Below are 21,873 nucleotides of genomic sequence, written 5' to 3' on the forward strand. Positions count from 1 at the left end.
TGAAGGCGCAGGGGAAGAGTAGTAAACCAGACCAACCGATGAAGACGAAACGGTCTCTTTTGAGCCAGTCATCGAGAGCATCAAACAGCCCTCTTTCTGGGGCGCGTCCGACAGCAATGGTCATGGGGGTTTTCTCCGAAAAATGTATATTATTGCTAAGATTCCTTGCTCTCTTCTCCATCTATCCGAGCAGGCGAGCAGATGTGTGGAAGAATTGTGAGAAATCTTTACTTTTCTTAACTTACACTATATTGGAAAAAATGACCAATATTTTTTAGGTCGATCTTAAGAAAATCTAAAATTTTTCGGGGAGACCACTTGCTGCGTGTTGCGGGGGGAGATGGGGAGTTATGCCGGCTCATTTGCTTGGTATTGTCGTCTTCACGTCTTGAGTGGAATGCTAGACCCCTCTGTGCGGTAATTATCCCCAAATTTCGGATGGGACATAATCGTGTAAGACTTAAGTAGAGTTCACTCGAAAGGGGAATGATTAGCTCAAGAATCCCTCGCTTTTAGCGACGGGAGTGTCAATAAAGCTGTTGGCAACTATAAATGACAAGTCGATGACGGAACAGGCACTAATAACCCTTACTAGCGATTTTGGACTACGGGACGGTTATGTGGGCATTATCAAGGGAGTAATTGCGGGAATTGCCCCCCATGCTCGCACGATCGATCTGAATCATCAAATTTCGCCCCAAGACCTCTACGCTGGTCGTTTTATCCTCCTAAATGCCTATCAATATTTTCCCCAAGGCACTATTCATCTGGCAGTTATAGATCCAGGAGTGGGAAGCAAAAGACGCGGGGTAGGGATTCGTTTTGCCGGTGGTTATTTAGTCGGTCCAGATAATGGTTTATTTAGTGGTATTTTAAGTCAATCTCCCGCTATGTCTGCCGTTAATCTCAATAATTCTTCCTGTTGGCGCACTCCTAACCCTAGCACAACTTTTCACGGTCGTGATATTTTTGCTGCTGTGGCCGCTTATTTAGCCCAGGGAGTACCCCTAGAAATGTTAGGTGAGATTATTGATCCCGATAGCTTGCAACAATTAGCGATCGCTGTTCCGCAAATCGAGGAAGATAAAATCAGGGGTCAAATTCAATATATTGACATTTTCGGCAATTTAATCAGTAATATTGCCGATTATCTCCTAGAAGGAAAAAATTGGTCGGTGCATTTGGGTCGAAAAATTATCCCCGCAAAAAACACCTACAGTGATGTTCCTTCGGGGGAAATAGTCGCTTTTATCGGTAGTCACGGGGGGTTAGAAATTGCCGTCAATAGTGGCAGCGCTCAAAGGCAATTACACCTAAATATTGGCGATGCGATCGAGGTTAGAATAGATAGGAGTCAGTGATCAAAACTGATAACTGATAACTGATAACTGATAGAGCCTTTTAATCAATTCTCATGCTAATATCTAACCAAGTAGAACGGGTAATCGGGGCGCTAGTGGAAATATAATCTACTCCTGTTTCGGCAACGTTGCGAATGCGATCAAGGGTAATATTTCCCGATGCTTCTATTTTGGTTTTACTATTAAAATTGCGGATCATCTCCACAGCAGTTTGCATCATCTCTAGATCCATATTATCTAACATAATGATCTCTACCTGCTGATGCAGAGCTTGATTCACTTCTTCTAATTGGCTAGTTTCTACCTCAATTGTGAGAGGATAGGGCATATTTTGCCGTACACGACGCACTGCTTCCTCGATGCTGCCGGCAGCTTGAATATGATTATCTTTAATCATAATTGCATCATCTAACCCCAAACGATGGTTAATCGCACCACCGATACCGGAGGCATATTTTTCTAAAATTCGCAATCCGGGGGTAGTTTTGCGAGTATCCACCAATCTTGTCGACAAATCGGCAATTTTCTCCACATACTGACGAGTGGCAGTAGCAATCCCACTCAAGCGCATGGCAAGATTTAAAGCGACTCTTTCCCCGATTAACAGCGCATCGAAGGAACCTTCTATCTCGGCAATAACCTTAGACTTGGGGCAGAATTCCCCCTCAGCAACGGTGGGGGTAAAGTGAATAGTGGGGTTAAGCAGTTGAAAAACGCGTTCAGCTACGGGTAAACCAGCAATAACACCAGCTTCCTTGGCAATCCAACTAGCTTGACCGATTTTAGCATGACCGAAGAAAATTGCTTGGGTGGTGCGATCGCCTCTACCGAGATCTTCTCGTAACCAGTTTTCTAACAAGGGATCAAGAACTAATAGGGGCGGTAACATAGAATTTATCGAAACAATCGGGACGTATTTATTTTAAGTCTAGGAATGTTTGACCTGTTTGTAAACTTTCTTTAATCGAAACTTATTCCTTCATAGATTAACTCGATCGCACAGTGAAAATCGAGGCTAGATAGAATAATTTCTTCCCCTTGACTATAAGCGCAGTAAAACCAAATTTTATCTTCACCGCGGCGATAAACCTCAACACTAATCGATTCGGCATCGACTAAAACGTATTCTTGTAAACTGGCAATCTGACGATAATATTGTAACTTTTTAGTGCGATCATAATTTCCTGTGCTAGGGGAAAGCACTTCAATAATCACTTGTGGATGTTGAATAAAATTACGAGATTCCCTATCCCTAGAATCGCGACTAATCACCAAATCGGGATAAAAATAACGACTATTATTAGCTTGTACCTTCACATCAGATACATTCACCCGGCAGCCTCGCGGACGGAGATGAAGTCTTAAAGCAGTATAAAAATTCAAGGTAATATCATTATGAGGCAGACTACCCCCAGTCATGGCGATAATTTCCCCATCAATGTATTCATGGTGCCATTCCTGGGTAGCTTCCCATTCTAGATACTCTTCTGGGGTCATTCTTTTTGGGTATTGAGGTTGAGCAATCATTTTTCTTTTTCCTTGTCAACTAACTAAATTAATATCCCATTTCCTTTTTATGTTATACTATTTTATCGCCTGAAGATTTAAGAATAGTTATAATTAAGCGGCGACTGATTACCCTAATGATAAGATAGAGAGACAAAGCATTATTATCGCAGGTCGCTAAGATGACGAAAACAGTTGCCGATATCATGACTCCCAATCCCATCACCGTCACCGCTAACACTTCCCTGTCGGAAGCAGTGAAGATTTTGGCCGAAAAGCGTTTTAGTGGCTTACCCGTGGTGGATGACAATATGCGACTGATTGGGGTTATCTCCGAAACTGACCTTATGTGGCAGGAAACGGGAGTAGAAGCTCCTCCTTACATTATGCTCCTCGATAGCGTCATCTATCTACAAAATCCTAGCCGTCACGAGAAATTACTCCATAAAGCTCTCGGTCAAACCGTGGGGGAAGTAATGACCGATAAACCCATTAGTATCACAGGCGATTGCCCTTTGAAAGAAGCGGCCTCGTTAATGTATGATCGTCATGTGCGTCGTTTGCCGGTGATTGAGGAAGAAACCCACAAAGTAATTGGTATTATCACCCGGGGCGATATCATTCGCGATATGGCAAAATCCGAAGCATGAAGCGCCGTCAATTTCTCGTTAATTCCGCCCTAACTGCTGTTAGTTTTTCCCTAATTCCTAGAAAAGTTGTTAGTGCTAATTTTCCTCTAATTAAACCGCCACATCTACAACCAGGGGACGGAGTGGGTATTATTAGTCCGGCAGGAGCAACTTTTAAAGAAGATGATTTGAACATAGTTATCGAAGCAGTTAAAGCCCTAAAATTAGTCCCAAAAGTTGGTCAATACGCTTTAGATCGTTATGGTTACTTAGCTGGTAAAGATAGCGATCGAGCATCGGATATAAATCAATTTTTTGCCGATGATAATACTGCCTTAATTGTACCAATTCGCGGCGGTTGGGGCAGCGCTCGTTTATTACCTTATCTCGACTACGATTTAATTCGTCGTCATCCCAAAATCATCTGTGGTTTTAGTGATATAACTTCCTTATTATTGGCTATTTATGCCAAAACTGGTTTAGTTACTTTCCATGCTCCCAATGGCTTTTCTAGTTGGCGCACTGCTCAAACTGAAAGCTTTCGACAAGTTTTATTTTCTGGGGAAAAGTTAACTTTTAGAAATCTTCCCGATCCCGATGATGCTAATCGTTTAATGCAGGTAAAAAACCGCATTCAAACTATTACTAAAGGTCAAGCAAAAGGTAAATTAATCGGCGGTAATTTAACTACTTTAGCCTCAATAGTTGGCTCCCCCTATCTACCAGATTTTACCGGTGCTATCCTATTTTTAGAAGATATTGGTGAAGATGTTTATGAAATTGATCGCCTGTTAAATCAATTAAAATTAGCGGGAATTTTCGATAATTTAGCTGGATTTATCTTCGGTCAATGCAGCAATTGTAGCGCCGATAGTGACTATGGTTCCTTGACGTTAGAAGAAGTGATTAGAGAATATATTCAACCCTTAAAAATTCCCGCTTGTTTGGGTTTAATGATCGGACATTTAGAAATCATTGAAACTATTCCCATCGGTATTGAGGTAGAATTTGATGCTAATCGGGGAACAATTACTATGTTAGAGTCGGCGGTTAGTAAAGCGTAAAATAGCTGACTGTTGCTATTCGCTTTTTTAGCTGATAACGGAATATTTAGACTGGCGAAGTCACACTAAATCCGTTGAGTATAGGCTAGTTATGAGGAGAGGCACTCATGCAAGAGCCAAGCTTCAGAAGCTGATTACTGATTACTCGACCGAATCTAAAACCTAATTTATTAAGCTAAAAGCTTTGATGTGCTTAGTTTCTAACCTTATTTTTAGGTAAGAGAATTGCCAGATTTTTTCTTTTGCCTTTTGCCTGTTGCCTGTTGCCTTCAGAAACTGATTACTGATTACTGATTACTGATTACTGATTACTGATTACTGTCGCGGTTGTACAGGGAAACCTTGACGCTGAAGCATTTCCGCCGCATCTTGACCAGGTTGATAGTTGATGCCGAGGGTAGAGGTGGCCGTATCTTCGATGATTTTGGGAGTGAGGAGAATAATCACCTCACTGCGAATATTGCTATTGGTACGACTGCGGAATAAAGCCCCTAAAATGGGAATATCGCCTAAAATCGGCACTTTTCTCTCAGAACTCTGTTGGCGCTCTTGGATAATCCCGGAAAGAATTAAACTCTGTCCATCCCGGAGACGAATCACCCCAGAAGTCAATTCCCGACGAATCAGAGGGGTAAGGGTGTTAACTGTGAGACCACCGCTATCAAATTGAATTGGAGACCCCGGAGAGGCAACAGTGGGACTAACGGACAGGGAAATAAAGCCGTTATCATCCACCTGATCGACGTTTACCGCTAGAGTTAATCCAGCATCAGCCAGGACAGGAGTAGTGGTGCGTACACCACTGAGAGGATCCACCTGGGTGTTAACACTTTCTAGCACTTTCTCGGTCAGCTTAACGGTGGCCTGTTGACCTTCCTGCACTACTAGGGAGGGATCGGTGAGAATCTTGGCATTTCCTGTCTGAATTGAGGCTTGCAGGGTCATCAGGAATTTTTGGGGATATTGGAAGAGAGTCGGGGGTTCGTAGGTGAACACGGGGGCTCTACCGTCTTCACCAGGAGTGAATTCACTCAATCCGGGCTGAAAAGGATTACTAATCCGACCAAAACTAGGGCGCGCGTAGGGTGTCAGACCCCCTGAAAAGTCATTCGGTCCCTGGTTAACACGGCCAAAGGGAGCACCATTCTGAATGTCAATAAAAGGTTGAATTTCTGCTGTTCCCGTACCCGATATGATATCGAAAATCGGCACGACAGGCTGTGCAAAAGCCCCCGGTCTGGATACAGTTGAGCTAGTGGGTGGGTTCATATTACCAAAGTTCAGCACCGCCGCCCCGTTATCTTGAACGAAGAAACCATCGTTAAAACCAAAGGAAAAACTACTGCTAAATTCGTCCGTATTGAGCAGGTTGACATCAATAACTTTGACGTTAACCACCACCTGACGGCGACGGGCATCCAGTTGGGTTAATAAAGAGGTGGCGATCTGGACTTGCCGCGGTTCGCCGATTAAATTGATAGAATTAAGGCGCTCGTCGGCGGCAATTCTTAAACCGGTTAAAAGTAGGGCAGCTTTTGAGCCTTCTGTGTTTTGGGGTTCCAGTGCCTCTAGGGTGGGAGGAGTATCTCGGCGACCGATGACTCGTCCGGTGAGGGGATCGACGATATCTTCGGTTTGGGTAACTAAACGCTGGTATTCTGCACCTTGGGTGGCGAGGAAAATGGCGGCATTAACGGCTTTAACTTGGTTGAGACGCAGGGTGCGGCTAATCAGATTACGAGCACCTTGGGGTAATTGCGCTCCGACAAAAATGGTTTTACCCTGACGGTTGGCCTGGAGTCCAGAAATTAACAAGACGGCGTTAAAGATGTTTTCCACCGATTCGTTAGTAAATTCCAAGGAAACTGTCTGGGAGGTGGCGTTAGCTTCCCCCTGGGCGCTGGTGAAAACGACGTTATAACCGGCATAGTTAGCGAGGGTCATTAACACTTCTCTAGCGGAAGCTTCCCGCAATAACACACGAGGTACGGTGATATTACGATCGAATTTGACCTTTTCGGCACTAGCATCGATGTTAGAGATGGCAATATCTCCCACTGGTGGGGCAACGGCCCGGGGTAGGGTGGGAGAGCTGGGGGCTTGGGGTGCGCCTTGAATGATAATTTCCGGGTTGGGAACCATAGGCGCACTTTGGGCGAGCAGTTTTTCACTGGCTAAAATGCGATCACTTATTTCCTTTTGTACGGCATCGGGGGTGGGAAGGAGATTCTTCGGTCTTTTTTGTAAATTTTCTTGACTAAACTCTTGCGAAAATTCAATTTTTGATGTACTCGATTTTAACTCCGAACCATCGAAGGATTCGGGGGTTTCGGCCAAGACGCTCAGGGGAGCCATCAATAAAAACGAAGCAATTTGCGGGATAAACAGGGCATAACGGGACGGATTCACTTTAACTTCACTCCTCAACAATTACGGGATTCAACGGATAAAAAACGCAATACTCACACTGGAATCAAAACTATTTAAGCACTGAAAGTTCTCCTATTGGGGCGGACTAGCGGGGGGCTGACCTTCGGCTGGGGGTTGACCTTCGGCTGGGGGTGGCGGTGCTAATTTCGCTAATTCGGCGGCATTGAGAGGAATAATCACATCGAGAAGAAAGGTGGTAGTAACGGGTTGATCGCCTTGGGGAACGATAGTGGCTTGATTTTTGCCGGTACTAACCACTTTAACCACCGATTTTTCCTTTTCTATCTGGGTATTCAGACTTTTCAATAAAATAAGCGGTTGTAATCTTTCTAAATCCCGAATAACCTCTTGGCTGTTAACATAGTTCCCTTCGATCTTGACGTTAAAAGTTTGACGTTTGAGCTTGTTATTAACTGCGCTACCGAGGGAACTATCGGAGACCACCACTGGTTTTAGTCCTTGGGGTTGGAAACTAATCAGCTTAACATTGCGAGACTTAAAGATATTACTAATATCTAAGAGAATTGTGCTTAAGTCCTTTTCTTGAGCAAAAAGCGCCAGAATTTGCTGTTTAGTTGCCTCTTTTTGTTGCAACTGACTCTCGATTTTTTGTAATTCCGTGGCCCCGAGACTACTTTTTTGTTGATCTACCTGTTGTTGTTTGCCGGCTGCATCGATTTGCAGTTGCTGCAAGGTATTATAAGCGGGCATCACCCAGTTAAACAACAGATAGAGTCCGCCAAGCAAACCCACCATACTGGCGGTGATGCCACTATTGCGGGGAGTAAAAGTTATCCCGAAAGCGGTGGGATACTGGTCAAGTTCCTCTAATTCCTGGTCCTCATTGGCAATGTATTCTTCAGTAAAGGTCATGGTTGAATGGCTCCTTGGCGTTTGAGGGTATTAATCCTGGTGATAACTCCGATCGCTCCATTCCTGGCGAGATTGGGCAGTTGTTCCGTAGCGGGGGTATCACTTAATTGGGCGGTGATCACAAATTGAACCGCTTGGGGGAAACTAACACTAATATTTTTGTACTCATTAGCTACCTGTACGGGTAAATCGGCCAGGGCGGCACTTTCGATCGCTGTTTGTTTACCCTGTAAAAAAGGGGAAGCTTGCAGGGTTAAGAGATAATCATTGACTGCTTCGTAACTACTGGCAAAACCACTAATTTTTAACTGAGTAGCCGGATTGGGTTGCCCCTGATCTGGGGCAGCGGGAACTTCCACCTGCTGCAGACTGGTTAGCTGGACACCAGGGGGAGTTTGTTGGCGAATTTCCTGGAGAATGGCTGACATGGGCCTAATCTGATTGAATACAGTTACCAGAGCTTTATTTTCTGCTTCTACCGCCGTTAATTGCCCTTTTAAATCCTCTATTTTTTTAGTTTGGGCTTGCAGTTGACCTAATTCCCCGTCCAGTTGCTGAATTTTGGCCTGAGTTTCGCCGGTTTGCCAACCGACGATTAAACCGAGTAATCCCGTCAGGGCCAAGAATCCAGCCCCCACTCCCACACCGATCAACAGGGGTGTTTGTTTACTCATGTTAATAGCGGTGGGCATCTTGGCCGAGGTGGTTTCTTGCCCCGTTTGCTTAAGATGGCGCTCCTTGAGAAAATTAACGTCAAGACTATACATAATTTTTGTCTATACCTCCCGTAATCCTAAACCGAGAACTGTTCCTAACCCTGGTCTTTGGGTATGAGGAATCTCTTGATTGATGGCTAAGTTCAGTGCTGTGATCGGATCGATTTGCGTGGTGGGGACGCTGAGATGTTGGGTAAAATACTCGTCTAGTTGTGCTATCCCCCCCCCGGGACCGGCTAAAAGTAACTGGACGATTTCCAGTTGCTCACTTTGGTTAAGATAGAACTGAATCGATCGGCGCAATTCATCGGTTAATTCTCCTAAAACCCGCATCAGTGCTATTATCCCAGGGTTACTATAGACGGACGATGTGCCAGTATTGGTGCTAAGACTATCAAAGGGAGTAGTCGGGATTGTCATCCCCAAAAGAATCTCAGGACTGCGAGAAGTGGGCAAATTCATCGCCCTGGAGAGGGCATTTTGTAGCTGGAAAGTCCCGATGGGGACAGTGCGAGAAAATTGGGGAACTCCATCAACTACGATGGCAATTTCCGTGTTATCAAATTCTATATCGATAATCACAACGGCTTCATGGGAACTAAATTGTCGCAACTGTTCGCGAATTGTCCGAATTAGGGCAAAACTATTAATTTCTAGCACATCTACCCGTAATCCTGCCTGTTGGAAGGTTTCCATATAGGAATCGGTGATTTCCCGACGTGTGGCAACTAATAAGACTTGTACCTTTTCAATCCCGTCTTCATCCTGAAAGTAGCCTAGTTTTTGGTAGTCGAGATCCACTTCCTCCCGGGGATAGGGCAGATATAAACTGGCCTCATGATTTAAGACTGTATCGCGCAATTCCTGATCGTCCAATTCTGAAGGAATGGGGATAATCCGGATAATTGACTCGCGCATAGGGACACCAGTAGCAACTTGTTTGCTAGTAATTTTATTTTCCTTGAGTATTTCTTGGATTAATTGCGCTAAAGCGGGGGAATCGGCGATTTTTCCCTCCTCAAAGATGCCTTCCGGGATATCCGTCGAACAATATTTAACTAATTTATGATTTCGTCCCTGTTTGGCGATCTGAGCGACGTTAATGCGCTCTGGGGTAATCTCTAAGCCAACACCTTGAGATTTTCTTGTCAACAGCTTCTTAAAAAAACTTACCATAGATTTTACTGAACAGCTGGGGATTGGTGATTAACAAAGCAGACAATTTTTTGCCCTGATTTTATCTATTGCCGATCAAGGCAGTAAATCAGTCTCTAAACGATCCTAACTGGGTAAATCACCCAGAAAAGGTAAAAATGGAGGAGGAGAGCCGCTATTTCTGTACTCAATGCTAACCCGATTATCTGTGTTCAGATCGAGCGAGGTTAATCTTGACGGGGTGAGAGGAGGGGAAGTGCCTATTGATGGTGACATTGTAATCAATTTTGGTGAAAGAACCAAGTCTAGACAAAAAATATTTAACCCCTCCATCTCGTTTCCTACTCCAGAAAAATTCGCTTTCGTTGGTTAGAATACCCAAGTATCTAGAAAAAATTTAAATTTTTCGGCTCTCTTCCTTTTTTGTGTGATAAGTTTAACTTATATAAAAGTGTTCAATCTTTGTGTCTTTTCTGTCTTTGTGGTTGGTTCCAGTAGCTCGCTGGCAAGACCGTATCTTAGAATATATTTTACCCGCCAAACCCAAGAGAGCCATTTTTCTAGGCACTATTTTGGATTGATTCCTGGAAACCAGCGATCAAATGCTTCTGACGGGCGTGATTTTCCCGTATAATTAGGAGTTTGCACAGTGATAAAAGAAGTTAAGGAGCGAGTTCGATGGCACAAATGTACTATGATGAAGATGCCAATTTAGATTTATTAGCGGGAAAAACGATCGCTATTATTGGTTATGGTTCCCAGGGTCATGCCCACGCATTAAATCTCAAGGATAGTGGCGTTAATGTGATTGTTGGTCTATATCCCGGCAGTAAATCGGCCATCAAAGCCAAAGAAGCCGGTATTCCGGTTTATGATGTGGCCCAAGCCGCTAAAATTGCCGACTGGATCATGATCCTCTTACCGGATGAAGTGCAGAAAACGATTTATCTCAACGAAATTGCCCCGAATTTGAGCGAAGGCAAGGTGTTATCTTTTGCCCACGGCTTTAATATTCATTTTGGTCAAGTGGTTCCCCCAGATAATGTCGATGTGGTTATGGTCGCACCCAAAGGACCGGGCCATCTCGTCCGTCGCACCTACGAACAAGGTCAAGGGGTCCCCTGTTTATTCGCCGTCTATCAAGATGCTACCGGCCAAGCACGCGATCGGGCAATGGCCTACGCTAAAGGTATCGGTGGCACTCGGGCCGGGGTTTTGGAAACCACTTTCCGCGAGGAAACAGAAACCGACCTTTTTGGCGAACAGGCAGTATTATGCGGCGGTTTAAGCGCTTTAATTAAAGCCGGCTTTGAAACCCTCGTAGAAGCTGGTTATCAGCCCGAATTAGCCTATTTTGAGTGTTTACACGAAGTGAAACTGATCGTCGATCTGATCGTCGAGGGCGGTTTAGCGAAAATGCGCGATAGTATTTCCAATACAGCCGAGTACGGTGACTATACTCGCGGTCCACGGGTGGTGACGGAAGCGACTAAGGCCGAAATGCGGAAAATCCTCGGGGAAATTCAATCGGGACAATTCGCCAGAGAGTTTGTCCTCGAAAATCAAGCAGGTAAACCGGGATTTACCGCGATGCGTCGTCAAGAAGCAGAACATTCGATCGAAGAAGTCGGCCAAGATCTGCGGGCGATGATGAGTTGGCTAAAACGCTAGTTCTCTTTTTTCGCTGGAGGGTTGGACGCGACGCAGGAATTCTTCCCGTTGCCTCTCCCTCTGCTGACTGGGAGGTTCCGGTCTGGGTTTGGGCATTAGGGACACTATCAACCGATTAATTTGTTCTCTGGTATTGCGGCTATAGCTACTCCAAGGTCGGGGCAAAAAAACATCGCCGACGGTGACGAAACCGAGGGCACCAAAGAGTAGGATGACGGAAATAAATCTCTTAGGCATACTCTTGATGATTCGGCGCAAAAGTTTATTTATAACTGTTAGCCGATTATTTCCATTTTAGTAGATCGCCTCCCGTGATTTGACCAGACCGATCGCCCGTAAACCGGCAATCACACCACAACCGATCACCATACCGACGAGGGAACGAATCAGATTTTCTACGGGAATGATCGGAATTAAAGCGATCCAGACTTCTTCGGGCCAGTTAAAAATCGAGTAGGTAATGGCGACGACCCCTAAATGGGAGAGGCCGCTGGCGGTCCAAGTACCCCCAAAAATTCCCGCCGCTACTAGGACAAAATTGCCACCTTTGATCCAATGGGTAAACAGAGTCCGGGTTGGCAGGATAAATAATACCAAAGCCGACCAATCAACGAAAGCCCCGGCAATAAAGACTCGTGGCGAAATGCCGTTCAGTCCGATCGCCCGGTTAGCGTAGATAAACAAGGGAATCAGAAAAATTAACGTTAATCCTAACCACCAATAACGGCGTTTTTTGCCTAAAACCATCGTTCCCGCCACAAAACTAGACAAAATCGCCCCAAAGACCGAAATAGCGGGAATTCCTGCCGTGTAGGGGGCAAGAAAAGCCCCAATTAAGGATCCAATACCACTAGCGATCGCCCCAGCGATCGGGCCGAGTAACCAACCCAAGAGGGGAAAAACCGCTTGACTGAGGGGCATACTACCGCCGGAAGCGAGGACAATGGAGAAGGGAATAAAAGAAAGGGTAGTGACAATGGCCGCTAAGACGACAATATAGGCGATCGGCGCACCATCAATGGCGGCACTACTGACAGCTTCCACTTTGCGTTCTTCCCCTTCGGGGATAATATCTAGGGTCATAGTTGCAAGGGTAATTCTAACTTTTCTATCATCCTCTGGTTTGATCTCCTTCGGGCGATGAAAAGGATATTCTTGATTAAATCCTTTGAAAAAATACCAGTTAATAATAGTTTGCCTCTGGGGGTTAACCAGTTATAAAACTTTTTAAGTTGGGCTGTAGGTGAGGGCAAATGCTCGATGATACTAAATCCGTTAAGTATAGGCTACATATCAGGACAGGCACTCATGCAAGAGCCACTCATGCAAAACGGAGAATAAATAATCAGTTTTTAATAACCGGATTTATGGCATAGAACGAGTTAGTTAGGACGCTTTCAATTTTCAAACTCTTATCGGTCAAGGGTTTCAGCGATTGATTGTCCTAACCACCCCGATCTTTGCTATAGTATGACATCCAAAGAGATAAAACTAAAAAACAGTAGCACCAGCTTTTGGCGTATATCCGCAAAAACTGGCACCGTCTATCTATTCAGTTTCTTATATTTAAGGTCTTTATCTTGGCTGACCTCATTTGAAGTTATCTATAGTATTTACTACTTTTCGCTATTTACCTCTATACTTAATTATTTTTTAATATTTACTTTTGTGATGATTGGTCAGGTTTTATTAAGTAATGCTGCGGATGGAGGGAAACGCCGAGAATTTGTGATACCCATACCTCAAGATCGTGGATTGGATAAGCTTGCTCCCCCGTCAAAGGGTTTACCATTGGTTTCACCAGAATGGTAAACATTCCCAGACGATTTCCCGCTAAAACATCGGTAAACAAGCGATCGCCAACCATAGCAATTTGTTGGGGGGGAAGTCCCATGGCTGTCATCGCTTGCCGGAGTTTGCGTCGAGAGGGTTTCACCGCACCGAGAAGGTAGGGAAGTTGTAAATTCTCAGCGATCGCGCCGATCCGATTTTCGCTCAGATTATTGCTTACCAACCAAATCGGTAGATAAAGACGCAAGGAATCGACCCAACGCTGTAAATCGTCAGAAACCGTCGTTTCCTGGAGGGGAACAAGGGTATCGTCCACATCGAGAATCAATCCCTTAATCCGATGCTGACTCAAAATCTCCAGAGTGAGACCGAGAATCGTATCCCCTAAAATTAAATCAGGTTGTAGAATTTTTGCTCTAGTCATTAACTTCTCAAAAATAACTGGCAGCGAGTCGATCAAACTCAGCTTGATCAAAAAACCGTTGCCCTCTTTAGTATAAATGACCGACTGCCCCTGAAAATAATGCCTGGCCGATCCCTTCACTTGGCCGCTTGAATCACCTGTAAACTACCACCAGCGTATAATTTTTGTTGACAATCACGAAAACCGATCGCCTGTAAAGATCGGATCAGGTCCCGATCAATAAACTGCCAAGCGGTATCGGTTTCAAATAATTGCAAAAATAGGGCTAAAGAAGGCCAAAAAAGCGGGTTAGTGGGTCGATGAAAATCCACGAGGGCAAAAATTCCCCCCGGTCTGAGAACTCGATACACTTCTTTAAGAATTTCCTCTAACTGCTCTGGTTCCATTTCGTGGAGAGCGGCGCTAGTATGAACAAAGGCGAATTCTCCAGCATTAAAGGGCATTTTTTCGGCTAATCCCTCCACATAATGCGCTTGCGGCACCTCTAAACTAGCTCGCTCCAGGGCCACAGGAGAGACATCTAAACCGGTACAGCGATCGGATAGGGGGACTAAATAACGGGTGGTTTGACCAGCACCACAACAGAGATCGAGGATAGGGTCATTTTTAGCGATTTTTAAACCTTCTAGGGCCAATTGCCGAAAACGGGACTCCCCACCCACTGCTAGGGCAGCCAGACGGGAGATACCATCGTAAAGCCATTGATATTGATAACTGAGGGGACGTAAAATTGTAGCCAAGATCAACCTCCAAGATTTGATTAAGTTCTATATTGTCTGTAATTTGTTTTAACGGTTCCACCGATATATTGTTAAACTTGGTAAAGAATCTGAAAATTTAAAAATTATCTGTTAACACTATGGGTCGCGTTGGCGTTTTATTATTAAATTTGGGTGGGCCGGAGCGGTTAGAGGATGTGCGTCCTTTTCTATTTAACCTTTTTTCTGACCCAGAAATCATCCGTTTACCGATCAAAGGATTACAAAAACCGTTAGCTTGGTTAATATCGACGTTAAGAGCGAGTAAATCCCAGGAAAATTACCGTCAGATCGGCGGTGGCTCCCCTTTACTCAAGATTACGGAAGCACAGGCCACGGCACTGCAACAACGTCTCGCAGAAATGGGGCGCGAGGTGAGCGTTTATATCGGGATGCGTTACTGGAATCCCTTCACCGAAGAAGCGATCGAGCGGATTAAACGAGACCATATCAAAAAATTAGTTATTCTTCCCCTTTATCCCCAATTTTCGATCAGTACCAGTGGTTCCAGTTTTCGTGTGCTAGAGGAAATGTGGCAGCAGGATCCCTATCTGCGTTTGACGGAATACACTCTCATCCCCTCTTGGTACGATCATCCCACTTATCTGAGTGCTATGGCCGATCTGATTGCGCGAGAATTAGAGCAGTGTCCTAATCCTGACCAAGTACATATCTTTTTTAGCGCCCATGGTGTCCCCCAAAGTTATGTGGAGGAAGCGGGAGATCCCTATCAAAGGGAAATTGAAGAATGCACTAGGGCGATCATGCGTACGCTCAACCGACCCAATCAGTACACTTTAGCCTATCAAAGTCGCGTCGGTCCAGTGGAATGGCTAAAACCCTATACTGAAGATGCTTTAAAAGAGTTGGGAGAGCAGGGAATTAAGCATTTATTGGTCGTGCCGATTAGCTTTGTCTCGGAACACATCGAAACCCTGCAAGAAATCGATATAGAGTACCGAGAAGTGGCGGAAGAAGCCGGAATTGAACATTTTCAGCGAGTACCGGCTCTTAACACTCACCCGATGTTTATCGAATCTCTCTCCCAGTTAGTGGTAAAATCCCTAGAGGAAAAACCCACCACTTTCGAGCAAATTACCCATCCGAAAGCGAACATGAAAATGTATCCCCAGGAGCGTTGGGAATGGGGAATGACCACGGCAGCCGAGGTGTGGAATGGTCGATTAGCGATGATTGGTTTTCTGGCAATTATTATCGAATTAATTACCGGTCAAGGACCGCTACATTTTGTTGGTTTACTATAACTTCGAGCTTCGGTGCCATTGCGTTTGATGGTAACTACCAAAATGAGGTTGGGTTTAACTATATTTAACCCAACCATTGGTGATTTCATCTTCTCTTAGGACATCATATTAGCAGAACGAACATTAACGTTAACTTCTAGCCTGCCATTGCCGAGCATATCTAACCCAGTGACGCTAAACAGATTAGCTTTAATCCCCCTTTCCTGAAAATTAGCCTGCAATTCTTTGATGAGAACCTCTTCCACTTTCCCTTCATCATCTGCTAGAGCTTGGACGATTTTAGCGGCGAAAGAGCCAATTTTTGCGCTTAATATTTCTTCCACATTGGTAATCTCGATAATAACCATTGATTTTTCTTCTTAGTAGAGGACAAAGAGCTTGACAAGCCAATAAGAACAGAATTTGCGAGAAAATAGAGCTGCTCTCATCTTAGGAATCAGTATAACCTGCACTGTTACCCCCTAAACGTAAATTCCCACCCAGAAGGAGATGACTACATGATAAACCTAGAGACCCTAGAAGGTTGGTTAAATGCTCCAGTGGAAAATGAGCGACTAGAATTTAAAGAGGCTAAAACTCAATTTGATACAAACAAACTGTTAAAATATTGCGTCGCCCTTGCTAATGAAAGAGGTGGCCATTTTATCTTAGGTGTTACCGATAAACGTCCCCGTAAAATTGTTGGTTCACAAGCCTTTCCTACACCCAAAGAAATTAACAGAATTAAAGCGCTAATCGTTGAAAAACTTCGCTTGCGCGTGGAAATCACCGAATTGGCCCACCCTGATGGTCGTGTCTTGGTTTTTGAAGTGCCAACCCATCCCACAGGACAACCTATCGCCTTTGAAGGTGCTTATCTAATGCGAGCAGGGGAAGACTTAGTACCCATGACACCTGATCTGCTTAAGCGCATCTTTGCTGAAGATCAACAAGATTGGTTTTGTCAATCCGCTCGCTCTCATATCAGTCCAGATGAGGTGATTGACCTACTCGACACCCAAACCTACTTTAAATTGCTCAAGCTTCCCTATCCTAGCCATCGTGATGCTGTTCTAGAAAGGTTACAAGGCGATCAACTCCTTGACAAAACATCAAAAGGTTGGACAATTCCTAATTTATCGGCCATCCTTCTGGCCAGACAACTTGAGAGCTTTTCCCCTACCTTAGCGCGTAAAGCACCACGAGTGATTATCTATGAGGGAACAGGTAAAATTAACACTCGGCTGGAACAGACAGTAATTACGGGATATGCTGTGGGTTTTGATGGTTTAGTTAATTTTGTCCACGATTTAGCCCCTCAAAATCGCGTCATCGAGGAGGTTCTTAGGGAAGAAGTGAAAATGTTTCCTCGACAAGCTTTGCGAGAACTGATCGCCAATGCTTTGATTCATCAGGACTTTCTCGCTACAGGCGCTTCGGTGATGATTGAAATGTATGATGATCGAGTAGAAATCTCTAACCCTGGTATTCCTTTTATCAAAGTAGAACGCTTTATAGACGAATATCGCTCCCGTAATGAGCAATTAGCTGACATAATGCGTCGTTTTCGCATTTGTGAAGAAAAGGGCAGTGGTATTGATAAGGTTATTTCCGCTGCCGAGAAATTTCAACTTCCCGCACCAGATTTTAGAGTAGGTGAGATCCGAACAACTTCTATCCTATTCGCTCATCAGGATTTTGGCAAAATGAGTCAATCTGACCGTATTCGCGCTTGTTATCAGCACTGTTGTCTCCTATATGTCAATAATCAACGGATGTCTAACCAAAGCTTAAGAGAGCGATTTCATTTAGACGAGTCAAGAACTGCCACTGTTTCTCAAGTGATTGGGGCAACTAAAGAAGCGGGACTGATTAAATCCGACGAATCTGAATCTAAATCAACTCGTTATGCTCGTTATCTCCCCTTTTGGGCCTAGACTAGCCTTGGGCGAAGTGTACACTGAGCTTAGTCGAAGTGTGGAAATGCTAAAAAGTGCTTTAACGCAAATCCATTTTAGGGATGTCAAATCGGCGAAACCCTTATACAGCAAGCAAAAAAGTGTTTTAACGCAAATCGACATTTTTCCAAGAGGAGATTTTATCATCACTTCCACACGGGAGTGGGACTTGTGGACGACAACGGCGATACATTTCTTTAAACTGCACCCCCTAAACGTAAATAGCCTTCAATAAAGCTATCTAAATCCCCATTCATTACCCCGGTAACATCGGTGGTTTCCACATTACTACGGAGATCCTTAACTAATTGATAGGGATGAAAAACATAGTTACGGATTTGATTGCCCCAAGCGGCCTCCACCATATCGCCGCGAATTTCGGCGATCGCTTGAGCCTGTTGTTCCCGAGCGATAATTAACAATTTCGCTTTTAATAAAGCTAGGGCTTTTTCTTTATTTTGTAATTGCGATCGCTCTTGGGTACAACGTACAGCGATACCTGTGGGAAGATGAACTACACGCACGGCAGTTTCCACTTTATTAACATTTTGTCCACCTTTTCCCCCCGATCTAGTGGTGGTAATTTCTAAATCTTTATCGGGAATTTCTACTCTCACCGCATCATCGCCCAAAATTGGCATTACTTCCACCCCGGCGAAACTGGTTTGACGTTTACCATTAGCATTAAAAGGGGAAATTCTGACTAACCGATGGGTGCCTTTTTCTCCTTTCAGATAACCGTAAGCATAAGTTCCGGCAATTTCAATTGTCACCGATTTAATTCCCGCTTCATCTCCTTCTGATATTTCCGCTAAAGTGACTTTATATCCCTGTTTCTCGGCCCAGCGAGAATACATTCTCAGGAGCATTTCTGTCCAATCCTGGGCATCGGTTCCCCCGGCCCCGGCATTAATCGTTAAAACCACTCCTTTTGCGTCGTAGGGACCATTTAAAAGCTGTTGCAATTCCCAGCGATCAAGGTCATGCTGTAAATGAGTTAAATTGTCGGTCGCTTCTTCTAGTAAAGTTCGATCGGATTCTAATTCTAATAACTCGATAATTGCCTTAGTATCTTCTAATTGTTCACACCAACCCTGATAGGTTTGTAAAGAAGATTTACATTCATTTAGTTCTTGCAGGGTTTTTTGGGCAGTATCGGGATTATCCCAAAAAGTGGGTACGGCTGCCACCTGTTCTAAGTCTTTAATTTTGGCCCTTAAAGTGGGTAAGTCAAAGATAGTCCTGGGTTTTACCCAGGCGCGATCCTACTATCTCGATACCTTTTTTTAGTTCCGATATTTCCATGTTTTCAGTTATCAGTTATCAGTTATCAGTTATCAGTTACTCTAGAAGTCAGGAGTCTGGGGAGTCAGTCCCGATGAAAAAATTTTCACCCCCACAGAGGAAAGAGGTTTCCTTCCCTACACCCCACACCCCACACCCTACACCCTCTTTCAAGTCAGGAGTTGAGAGTTGGGGTTTTAGGGTTTTGGGGTATTAGTTGAAATTCCCCTGTCTCCCCATTTCCCCATTTTCCCATTTCCCCATTTCCCCTATGCACTATCTGTTCCCCGTTCCGCAGTTCCAGCGTTCCCTAAAATGGTACGATCAACCCGCGCAGGGGGGCAAGACTTTGTAAAGCATTTTCAGCCTTATCGCGACTACTAAACGCGCCTATTTGCCAGACGCGACGACCTTGGTGGGAAGTGGGGAAAGCGTCGGGATAGAGAGAACGAACCTTAGTACGATCGCTATCGGTTTTAGCTTCAATTACTACTTTAAAACCTTTGCGGCCACTATTGCTGCTATTGCTACTACTGGGATTAGCGGCGGCTCGATTAAAATTAATCACATCCGATAAACTTCCCGGATTGCCTAGGTTGCGCGGTGGTGGCGGTGGTACAATTGCATTACTATTCTGAGCATTGGGAGGAGTCAGGGGGGGTAAATTATTGGTAACTGGGGTCTGTGGGGTAAAATTTGGCTCTGGTAGTGGATTACTGACCGCTGGCTGAGGATTGCTCTCTACTGCTGTTTGTGCAGCAGTAAAGGTATATTCTCGCACTTCGGGATTAGCAGAAGGATTAACTGGTGTTTCTGCCTTGACGGATTCTCTGGGGGGGGAATAACTATTACCCGCGAGTAATTCCGGGGGAGGATTGAAACTGGAACTATCGGCAGTTAGATAGATATGACTGAGATTTTGACTGGCTAGACTGCGTTTAGTAAAGCGCCAGCCATCGATGAGATAAATTTGCATTAAACCGGTCCCTAAACCTTTTGTCCGTCCAATAATTACCTCCGATTGTCTGGGATTGCGGGGGGTCCCGACGAGGACTAATTCCCCGTTGCGTTGTACGATACGCAGCAGGTATTCTAAACCGTAATCTTTGCCCTGAATGCGAAGGGAATAACCGTTACTGTCGGTGGCCCGTTCACAACTGCCGGTAAAATCGAAATCGAGGAGGAGAGGCTGAACAATGGTCGGTTCTCTGCCATTTACCGCCCAACATTGACGTTTTCCTTGGATTTGTTGCAAAATCAGTAAATCGTATTTTCCGTTACCGTAGGGTCGGGCAATAGCGATAAAATCCTCTTGATTAACTTCTCGTTGTTCAAAGAGAGTTGCTTGACTAGGTGTAGTCAGGAGACAACCCCCCAGAAGCGAAAACAGTAGGGTAAATTTTAAGGATGATTTTAGATTCATAAATAGGGAGCGTTGTTATGGAGATCGTACTTGCATTTATTTTATCGATCTAGACGTAAGCGAGAGATTTTTGTTTTCTTGGAAGATAGCTATTACTTGACCTAATCCACAGTAGGATAGAGATTGCTAAAAATTGACCCTTGAGTAGAGTGGCAACAAGATGGCTTCATCGGCGATTATTGGATTGGGAAGATCGGGAATAGCGGCGGCAAGATGCTTAAAACGGGATGGTTGGCAGGTGACATTAAGCGATCGCTCTGATTCTCCCAGTTTACAAGCAACCAAAACCAATCTGGAAAGGGAAGGAATTATTGTCAATCTTGGTCAAAATCTCAGTCTAGAGGCTTCGGACTTGCCTAATCTTATCGTGGTTAGCCCCGGCGTGCCTTGGGATGCCCCGATTTTAATTACTGCCAGGGAAAAAGGCATCGATACGATCGGAGAATTAGAATTGGCTTGGCGTTATCTGCAATCTTCTCCTTGGTTGGGGATTACGGGAACTAACGGCAAAACCACCACCACCGCCCTCTGTGCCGCTATTTTTCAAAAAGCGGGGTTAAATTCCCCTTCCTGCGGTAATATCGGCTATGCTGCCTGTGAATTGGCTTTAAAAGCCGATAAGTACGATTGGATTATTGCGGAGATTAGTAGTTATCAGATCGAGTCTAGTCGAGATTTATCGCCGAAAATCGGCATCTGGACAACTTTTACCCCCGATCACCTCAGTCGTCATCAAACCCTGGAAAATTATTATCAGATTAAAGCCTCTTTACTACAAAGAAGCGATCGCCAAATCCTCAACGGTGATGATCCCTATCTGCGTCAAATCGGTGTTAGTCAATGGCAAGAAGCTTACTGGACTTCTGTTCAGGGCAAAGAGGCACTCTTAGGCGATCCTAGTCGTGGTGTTTATCTCCAAGATAACTGGATCGTGGCTTTTGGGGAATTAATTGCCCCGGTTAATCTCCTGAAAATGGTGGGCAGTCACAATCAGCAGAATTTGCTTATGGCTGTGGCCGCCGCTAGATTGGCAGGAATCGAGAAAAAAGCCATTACGGAAGCGATCGCCACTTTCCCTGGCGTTGCCCATCGTCTTGAGTATATTTGTACCCATAAAGGACTAGAATTTATTAATGATAGTAAAGCAACTAACTATGATGCCGCCACAGTGGGCTTAAAATCCGTCCCTAGTCCAGTGATTTTAATTGCGGGGGGAGAAGCGAAAGCAGGGGATGATCGGGCTTGGATCGCTGAAATTAAGGCAAAAGTCGCCACTGTGCTGCTGATTGGTGACGCTGCCGGCGATTTTGCCTGTCGTTTAGCATCGACAGGTTATCAAGATTATGAATGTGTGGAAACGATGGACAGGGCAGTTCAACGCGCGGCTGAACTAGGACTGGCTAAAGAGGCTAAAGTGGTGTTATTATCCCCCGCTTGCGCTAGTTTCGACCAATACCAAAGTTTTGAACATCGCGGCGATCACTTTCGGCAATTGTCTCTACAGTTGTAGGGAAGTGGGGGAATGGGAAAGTGGGGAATTTCAACTAAAACCCCAACAACCTAACAACCTAACACCCTGTTGCCGA

General features: G+C 44.7%; 20 protein-coding genes and 1 pseudogene. 7 read left to right on the forward strand and 14 right to left on the reverse strand.

Annotated elements, in window-relative coordinates; translation table 11 throughout:
- Positions 1-124: pseudogene (locus tag MiAbW_RS14855) on the reverse strand (photosystem II D2 protein (photosystem q(a) protein)); the annotation flags it as partial.
- Between the two features lie 439 nt (positions 125-563).
- Between MiAbW_RS14855 and MiAbW_RS14860 the strand changes: the two are divergent.
- Positions 564-1,361 (forward strand): SAM hydrolase/SAM-dependent halogenase family protein, encoded by a 798-nt coding sequence (locus tag MiAbW_RS14860; RefSeq protein ID WP_151696778.1) that lies wholly within the window; start codon positions 564-566, stop codon positions 1,359-1,361.
- A 40-nt stretch (positions 1,362-1,401) separates the two neighbouring features.
- On the opposite strand, the gene nadC is transcribed toward MiAbW_RS14860, so the two are convergent.
- Both nadC and MiAbW_RS14870 read right to left on the reverse strand, forming a co-directional pair.
- Positions 1,402-2,250, reverse strand: coding sequence for a carboxylating nicotinate-nucleotide diphosphorylase (gene nadC, locus MiAbW_RS14865; protein WP_151696738.1), 849 nt, complete (start codon positions 2,248-2,250; stop codon positions 1,402-1,404).
- A gap of 71 nt (positions 2,251-2,321) precedes the next feature.
- Entirely contained in the window at positions 2,322-2,888 is a 567-nt protein-coding gene (locus MiAbW_RS14870; protein WP_151696739.1) for a Uma2 family endonuclease, read from the reverse strand.
- A gap of 161 nt (positions 2,889-3,049) precedes the next feature.
- Between MiAbW_RS14870 and MiAbW_RS14875 the strand changes: the two genes are divergently transcribed.
- Positions 3,050-3,517, forward strand: a complete 468-nt coding sequence (locus MiAbW_RS14875) for a CBS domain-containing protein (RefSeq protein WP_151696740.1) — start codon at positions 3,050-3,052, stop codon at positions 3,515-3,517.
- On the forward strand, positions 3,514-4,560 hold the full coding sequence (locus MiAbW_RS14880) for a S66 peptidase family protein (protein ID WP_151696741.1): 1,047 nt from the start codon (positions 3,514-3,516) through the stop codon (positions 4,558-4,560). Before MiAbW_RS14875 ends, MiAbW_RS14880 begins: the two co-directional genes overlap by 4 nt.
- A 315-nt stretch (positions 4,561-4,875) precedes the next feature.
- On the opposite strand, the gene MiAbW_RS14885 is transcribed toward MiAbW_RS14880, so the two are convergent.
- The 4 genes from MiAbW_RS14885 to pilM form a co-directional block, all read right to left on the reverse strand.
- Positions 4,876-6,969 (reverse strand): secretin and TonB N-terminal domain-containing protein, encoded by a 2,094-nt coding sequence (locus MiAbW_RS14885; RefSeq protein ID WP_151696742.1) that lies wholly within the window; start codon positions 6,967-6,969, stop codon positions 4,876-4,878.
- A gap of 93 nt (positions 6,970-7,062) precedes the next feature.
- Positions 7,063-7,863 carry a pilus assembly protein gene (locus MiAbW_RS14890; protein WP_151696743.1) on the reverse strand — a complete coding sequence of 267 codons (801 nt, stop codon included), beginning with the start codon at positions 7,861-7,863 and terminating at the stop codon, positions 7,063-7,065.
- Positions 7,860-8,630 (reverse strand): PilN domain-containing protein, encoded by a 771-nt coding sequence (locus MiAbW_RS14895; protein WP_151696744.1) that lies wholly within the window; start codon positions 8,628-8,630, stop codon positions 7,860-7,862. Before MiAbW_RS14895 ends, MiAbW_RS14890 begins: the two co-directional genes overlap by 4 nt.
- 9 nt (positions 8,631-8,639) lie before the next feature.
- On the reverse strand, positions 8,640-9,755 hold the full coding sequence (gene pilM / locus MiAbW_RS14900; RefSeq protein ID WP_151696745.1) for a type IV pilus assembly protein PilM: 1,116 nt from the start codon (positions 9,753-9,755) through the stop codon (positions 8,640-8,642).
- A gap of 657 nt (positions 9,756-10,412) precedes the next feature.
- On the opposite strand from pilM, the gene ilvC reads away from it, so the two are divergent.
- Positions 10,413-11,405: a ketol-acid reductoisomerase gene (ilvC, locus tag MiAbW_RS14915; protein ID WP_151696746.1), complete on the forward strand. Its 993-nt coding sequence runs from the start codon at positions 10,413-10,415 to the stop codon at positions 11,403-11,405.
- Here ilvC and MiAbW_RS14920 read toward each other — a convergent pair.
- The 4 genes from MiAbW_RS14920 to MiAbW_RS14940 form a co-directional block, all read right to left on the reverse strand.
- Entirely contained in the window at positions 11,394-11,642 is a 249-nt protein-coding gene (locus MiAbW_RS14920; RefSeq protein ID WP_151696747.1) for a hypothetical protein, read from the reverse strand. The genes ilvC and MiAbW_RS14920 overlap by 12 nt on opposite strands.
- A 57-nt stretch (positions 11,643-11,699) precedes the next feature.
- Positions 11,700-12,488: an ECF transporter S component gene (locus MiAbW_RS14925; RefSeq protein ID WP_151696748.1), complete on the reverse strand. Its 789-nt coding sequence runs from the start codon at positions 12,486-12,488 to the stop codon at positions 11,700-11,702.
- A 577-nt stretch (positions 12,489-13,065) separates the two neighbouring features.
- Complete coding sequence (locus MiAbW_RS14935; protein ID WP_151696749.1) at positions 13,066-13,620, reverse strand: YqeG family HAD IIIA-type phosphatase; 555 nt, start codon at positions 13,618-13,620, stop codon at positions 13,066-13,068.
- Between the two features lie 116 nt (positions 13,621-13,736).
- A complete protein-coding gene (locus tag MiAbW_RS14940) occupies positions 13,737-14,360 on the reverse strand; it encodes a class I SAM-dependent methyltransferase (RefSeq protein WP_151696750.1) in 624 nt (207 codons plus the stop codon).
- Between the two features lie 119 nt (positions 14,361-14,479).
- Between MiAbW_RS14940 and hemH the strand changes: the two genes are divergently transcribed.
- The gene (gene hemH / locus MiAbW_RS14945; RefSeq protein WP_151696751.1) at positions 14,480-15,643 is read left to right on the forward strand and encodes a ferrochelatase; all 1,164 of its coding nucleotides are present in this window, start codon (positions 14,480-14,482) and stop codon (positions 15,641-15,643) included.
- A 95-nt stretch (positions 15,644-15,738) separates the two neighbouring features.
- On the opposite strand, the gene MiAbW_RS14950 is transcribed toward hemH, so the two are convergent.
- On the reverse strand, positions 15,739-15,990 hold the full coding sequence (locus tag MiAbW_RS14950; RefSeq protein WP_002739055.1) for a hypothetical protein: 252 nt from the start codon (positions 15,988-15,990) through the stop codon (positions 15,739-15,741).
- A 150-nt stretch (positions 15,991-16,140) separates the two neighbouring features.
- Between MiAbW_RS14950 and MiAbW_RS14955 the strand changes: the two genes are divergently transcribed.
- Positions 16,141-17,559 carry an ATP-binding protein gene (locus MiAbW_RS14955; protein ID WP_151696752.1) on the forward strand — a complete coding sequence of 473 codons (1,419 nt, stop codon included), beginning with the start codon at positions 16,141-16,143 and terminating at the stop codon, positions 17,557-17,559.
- A gap of 218 nt (positions 17,560-17,777) precedes the next feature.
- Here the strand turns inward: MiAbW_RS14955 and prfB are convergent.
- Both prfB and MiAbW_RS14965 read right to left on the reverse strand, forming a co-directional pair.
- A protein-coding gene (gene prfB, locus MiAbW_RS14960; protein ID WP_151696753.1) for a peptide chain release factor 2 occupies positions 17,778-18,885 on the reverse strand; the annotation gives its coding sequence in 2 pieces (ribosomal slippage) (positions 17,778-18,812 and positions 18,814-18,885; 1,107 coding nt in all).
- Between the two features lie 289 nt (positions 18,886-19,174).
- Complete coding sequence (locus tag MiAbW_RS14965; protein ID WP_151696754.1) at positions 19,175-20,287, reverse strand: DUF3747 domain-containing protein; 1,113 nt, start codon at positions 20,285-20,287, stop codon at positions 19,175-19,177.
- Between the two features lie 160 nt (positions 20,288-20,447).
- Between MiAbW_RS14965 and murD the strand changes: the two genes are divergently transcribed.
- The gene (gene murD, locus MiAbW_RS14970; RefSeq protein ID WP_151696755.1) at positions 20,448-21,797 is read left to right on the forward strand and encodes a UDP-N-acetylmuramoyl-L-alanine--D-glutamate ligase; all 1,350 of its coding nucleotides are present in this window, start codon (positions 20,448-20,450) and stop codon (positions 21,795-21,797) included.
- Positions 21,798-21,873: the final 76 nt, after the last annotated feature.

The sequence above is a fragment of the Microcystis aeruginosa NIES-4325 genome (assembly GCF_008974145.1).
In the GTDB taxonomy this organism is placed as follows: Bacteria; Cyanobacteriota; Cyanobacteriia; order Cyanobacteriales; family Microcystaceae; genus Microcystis; species Microcystis aeruginosa_G.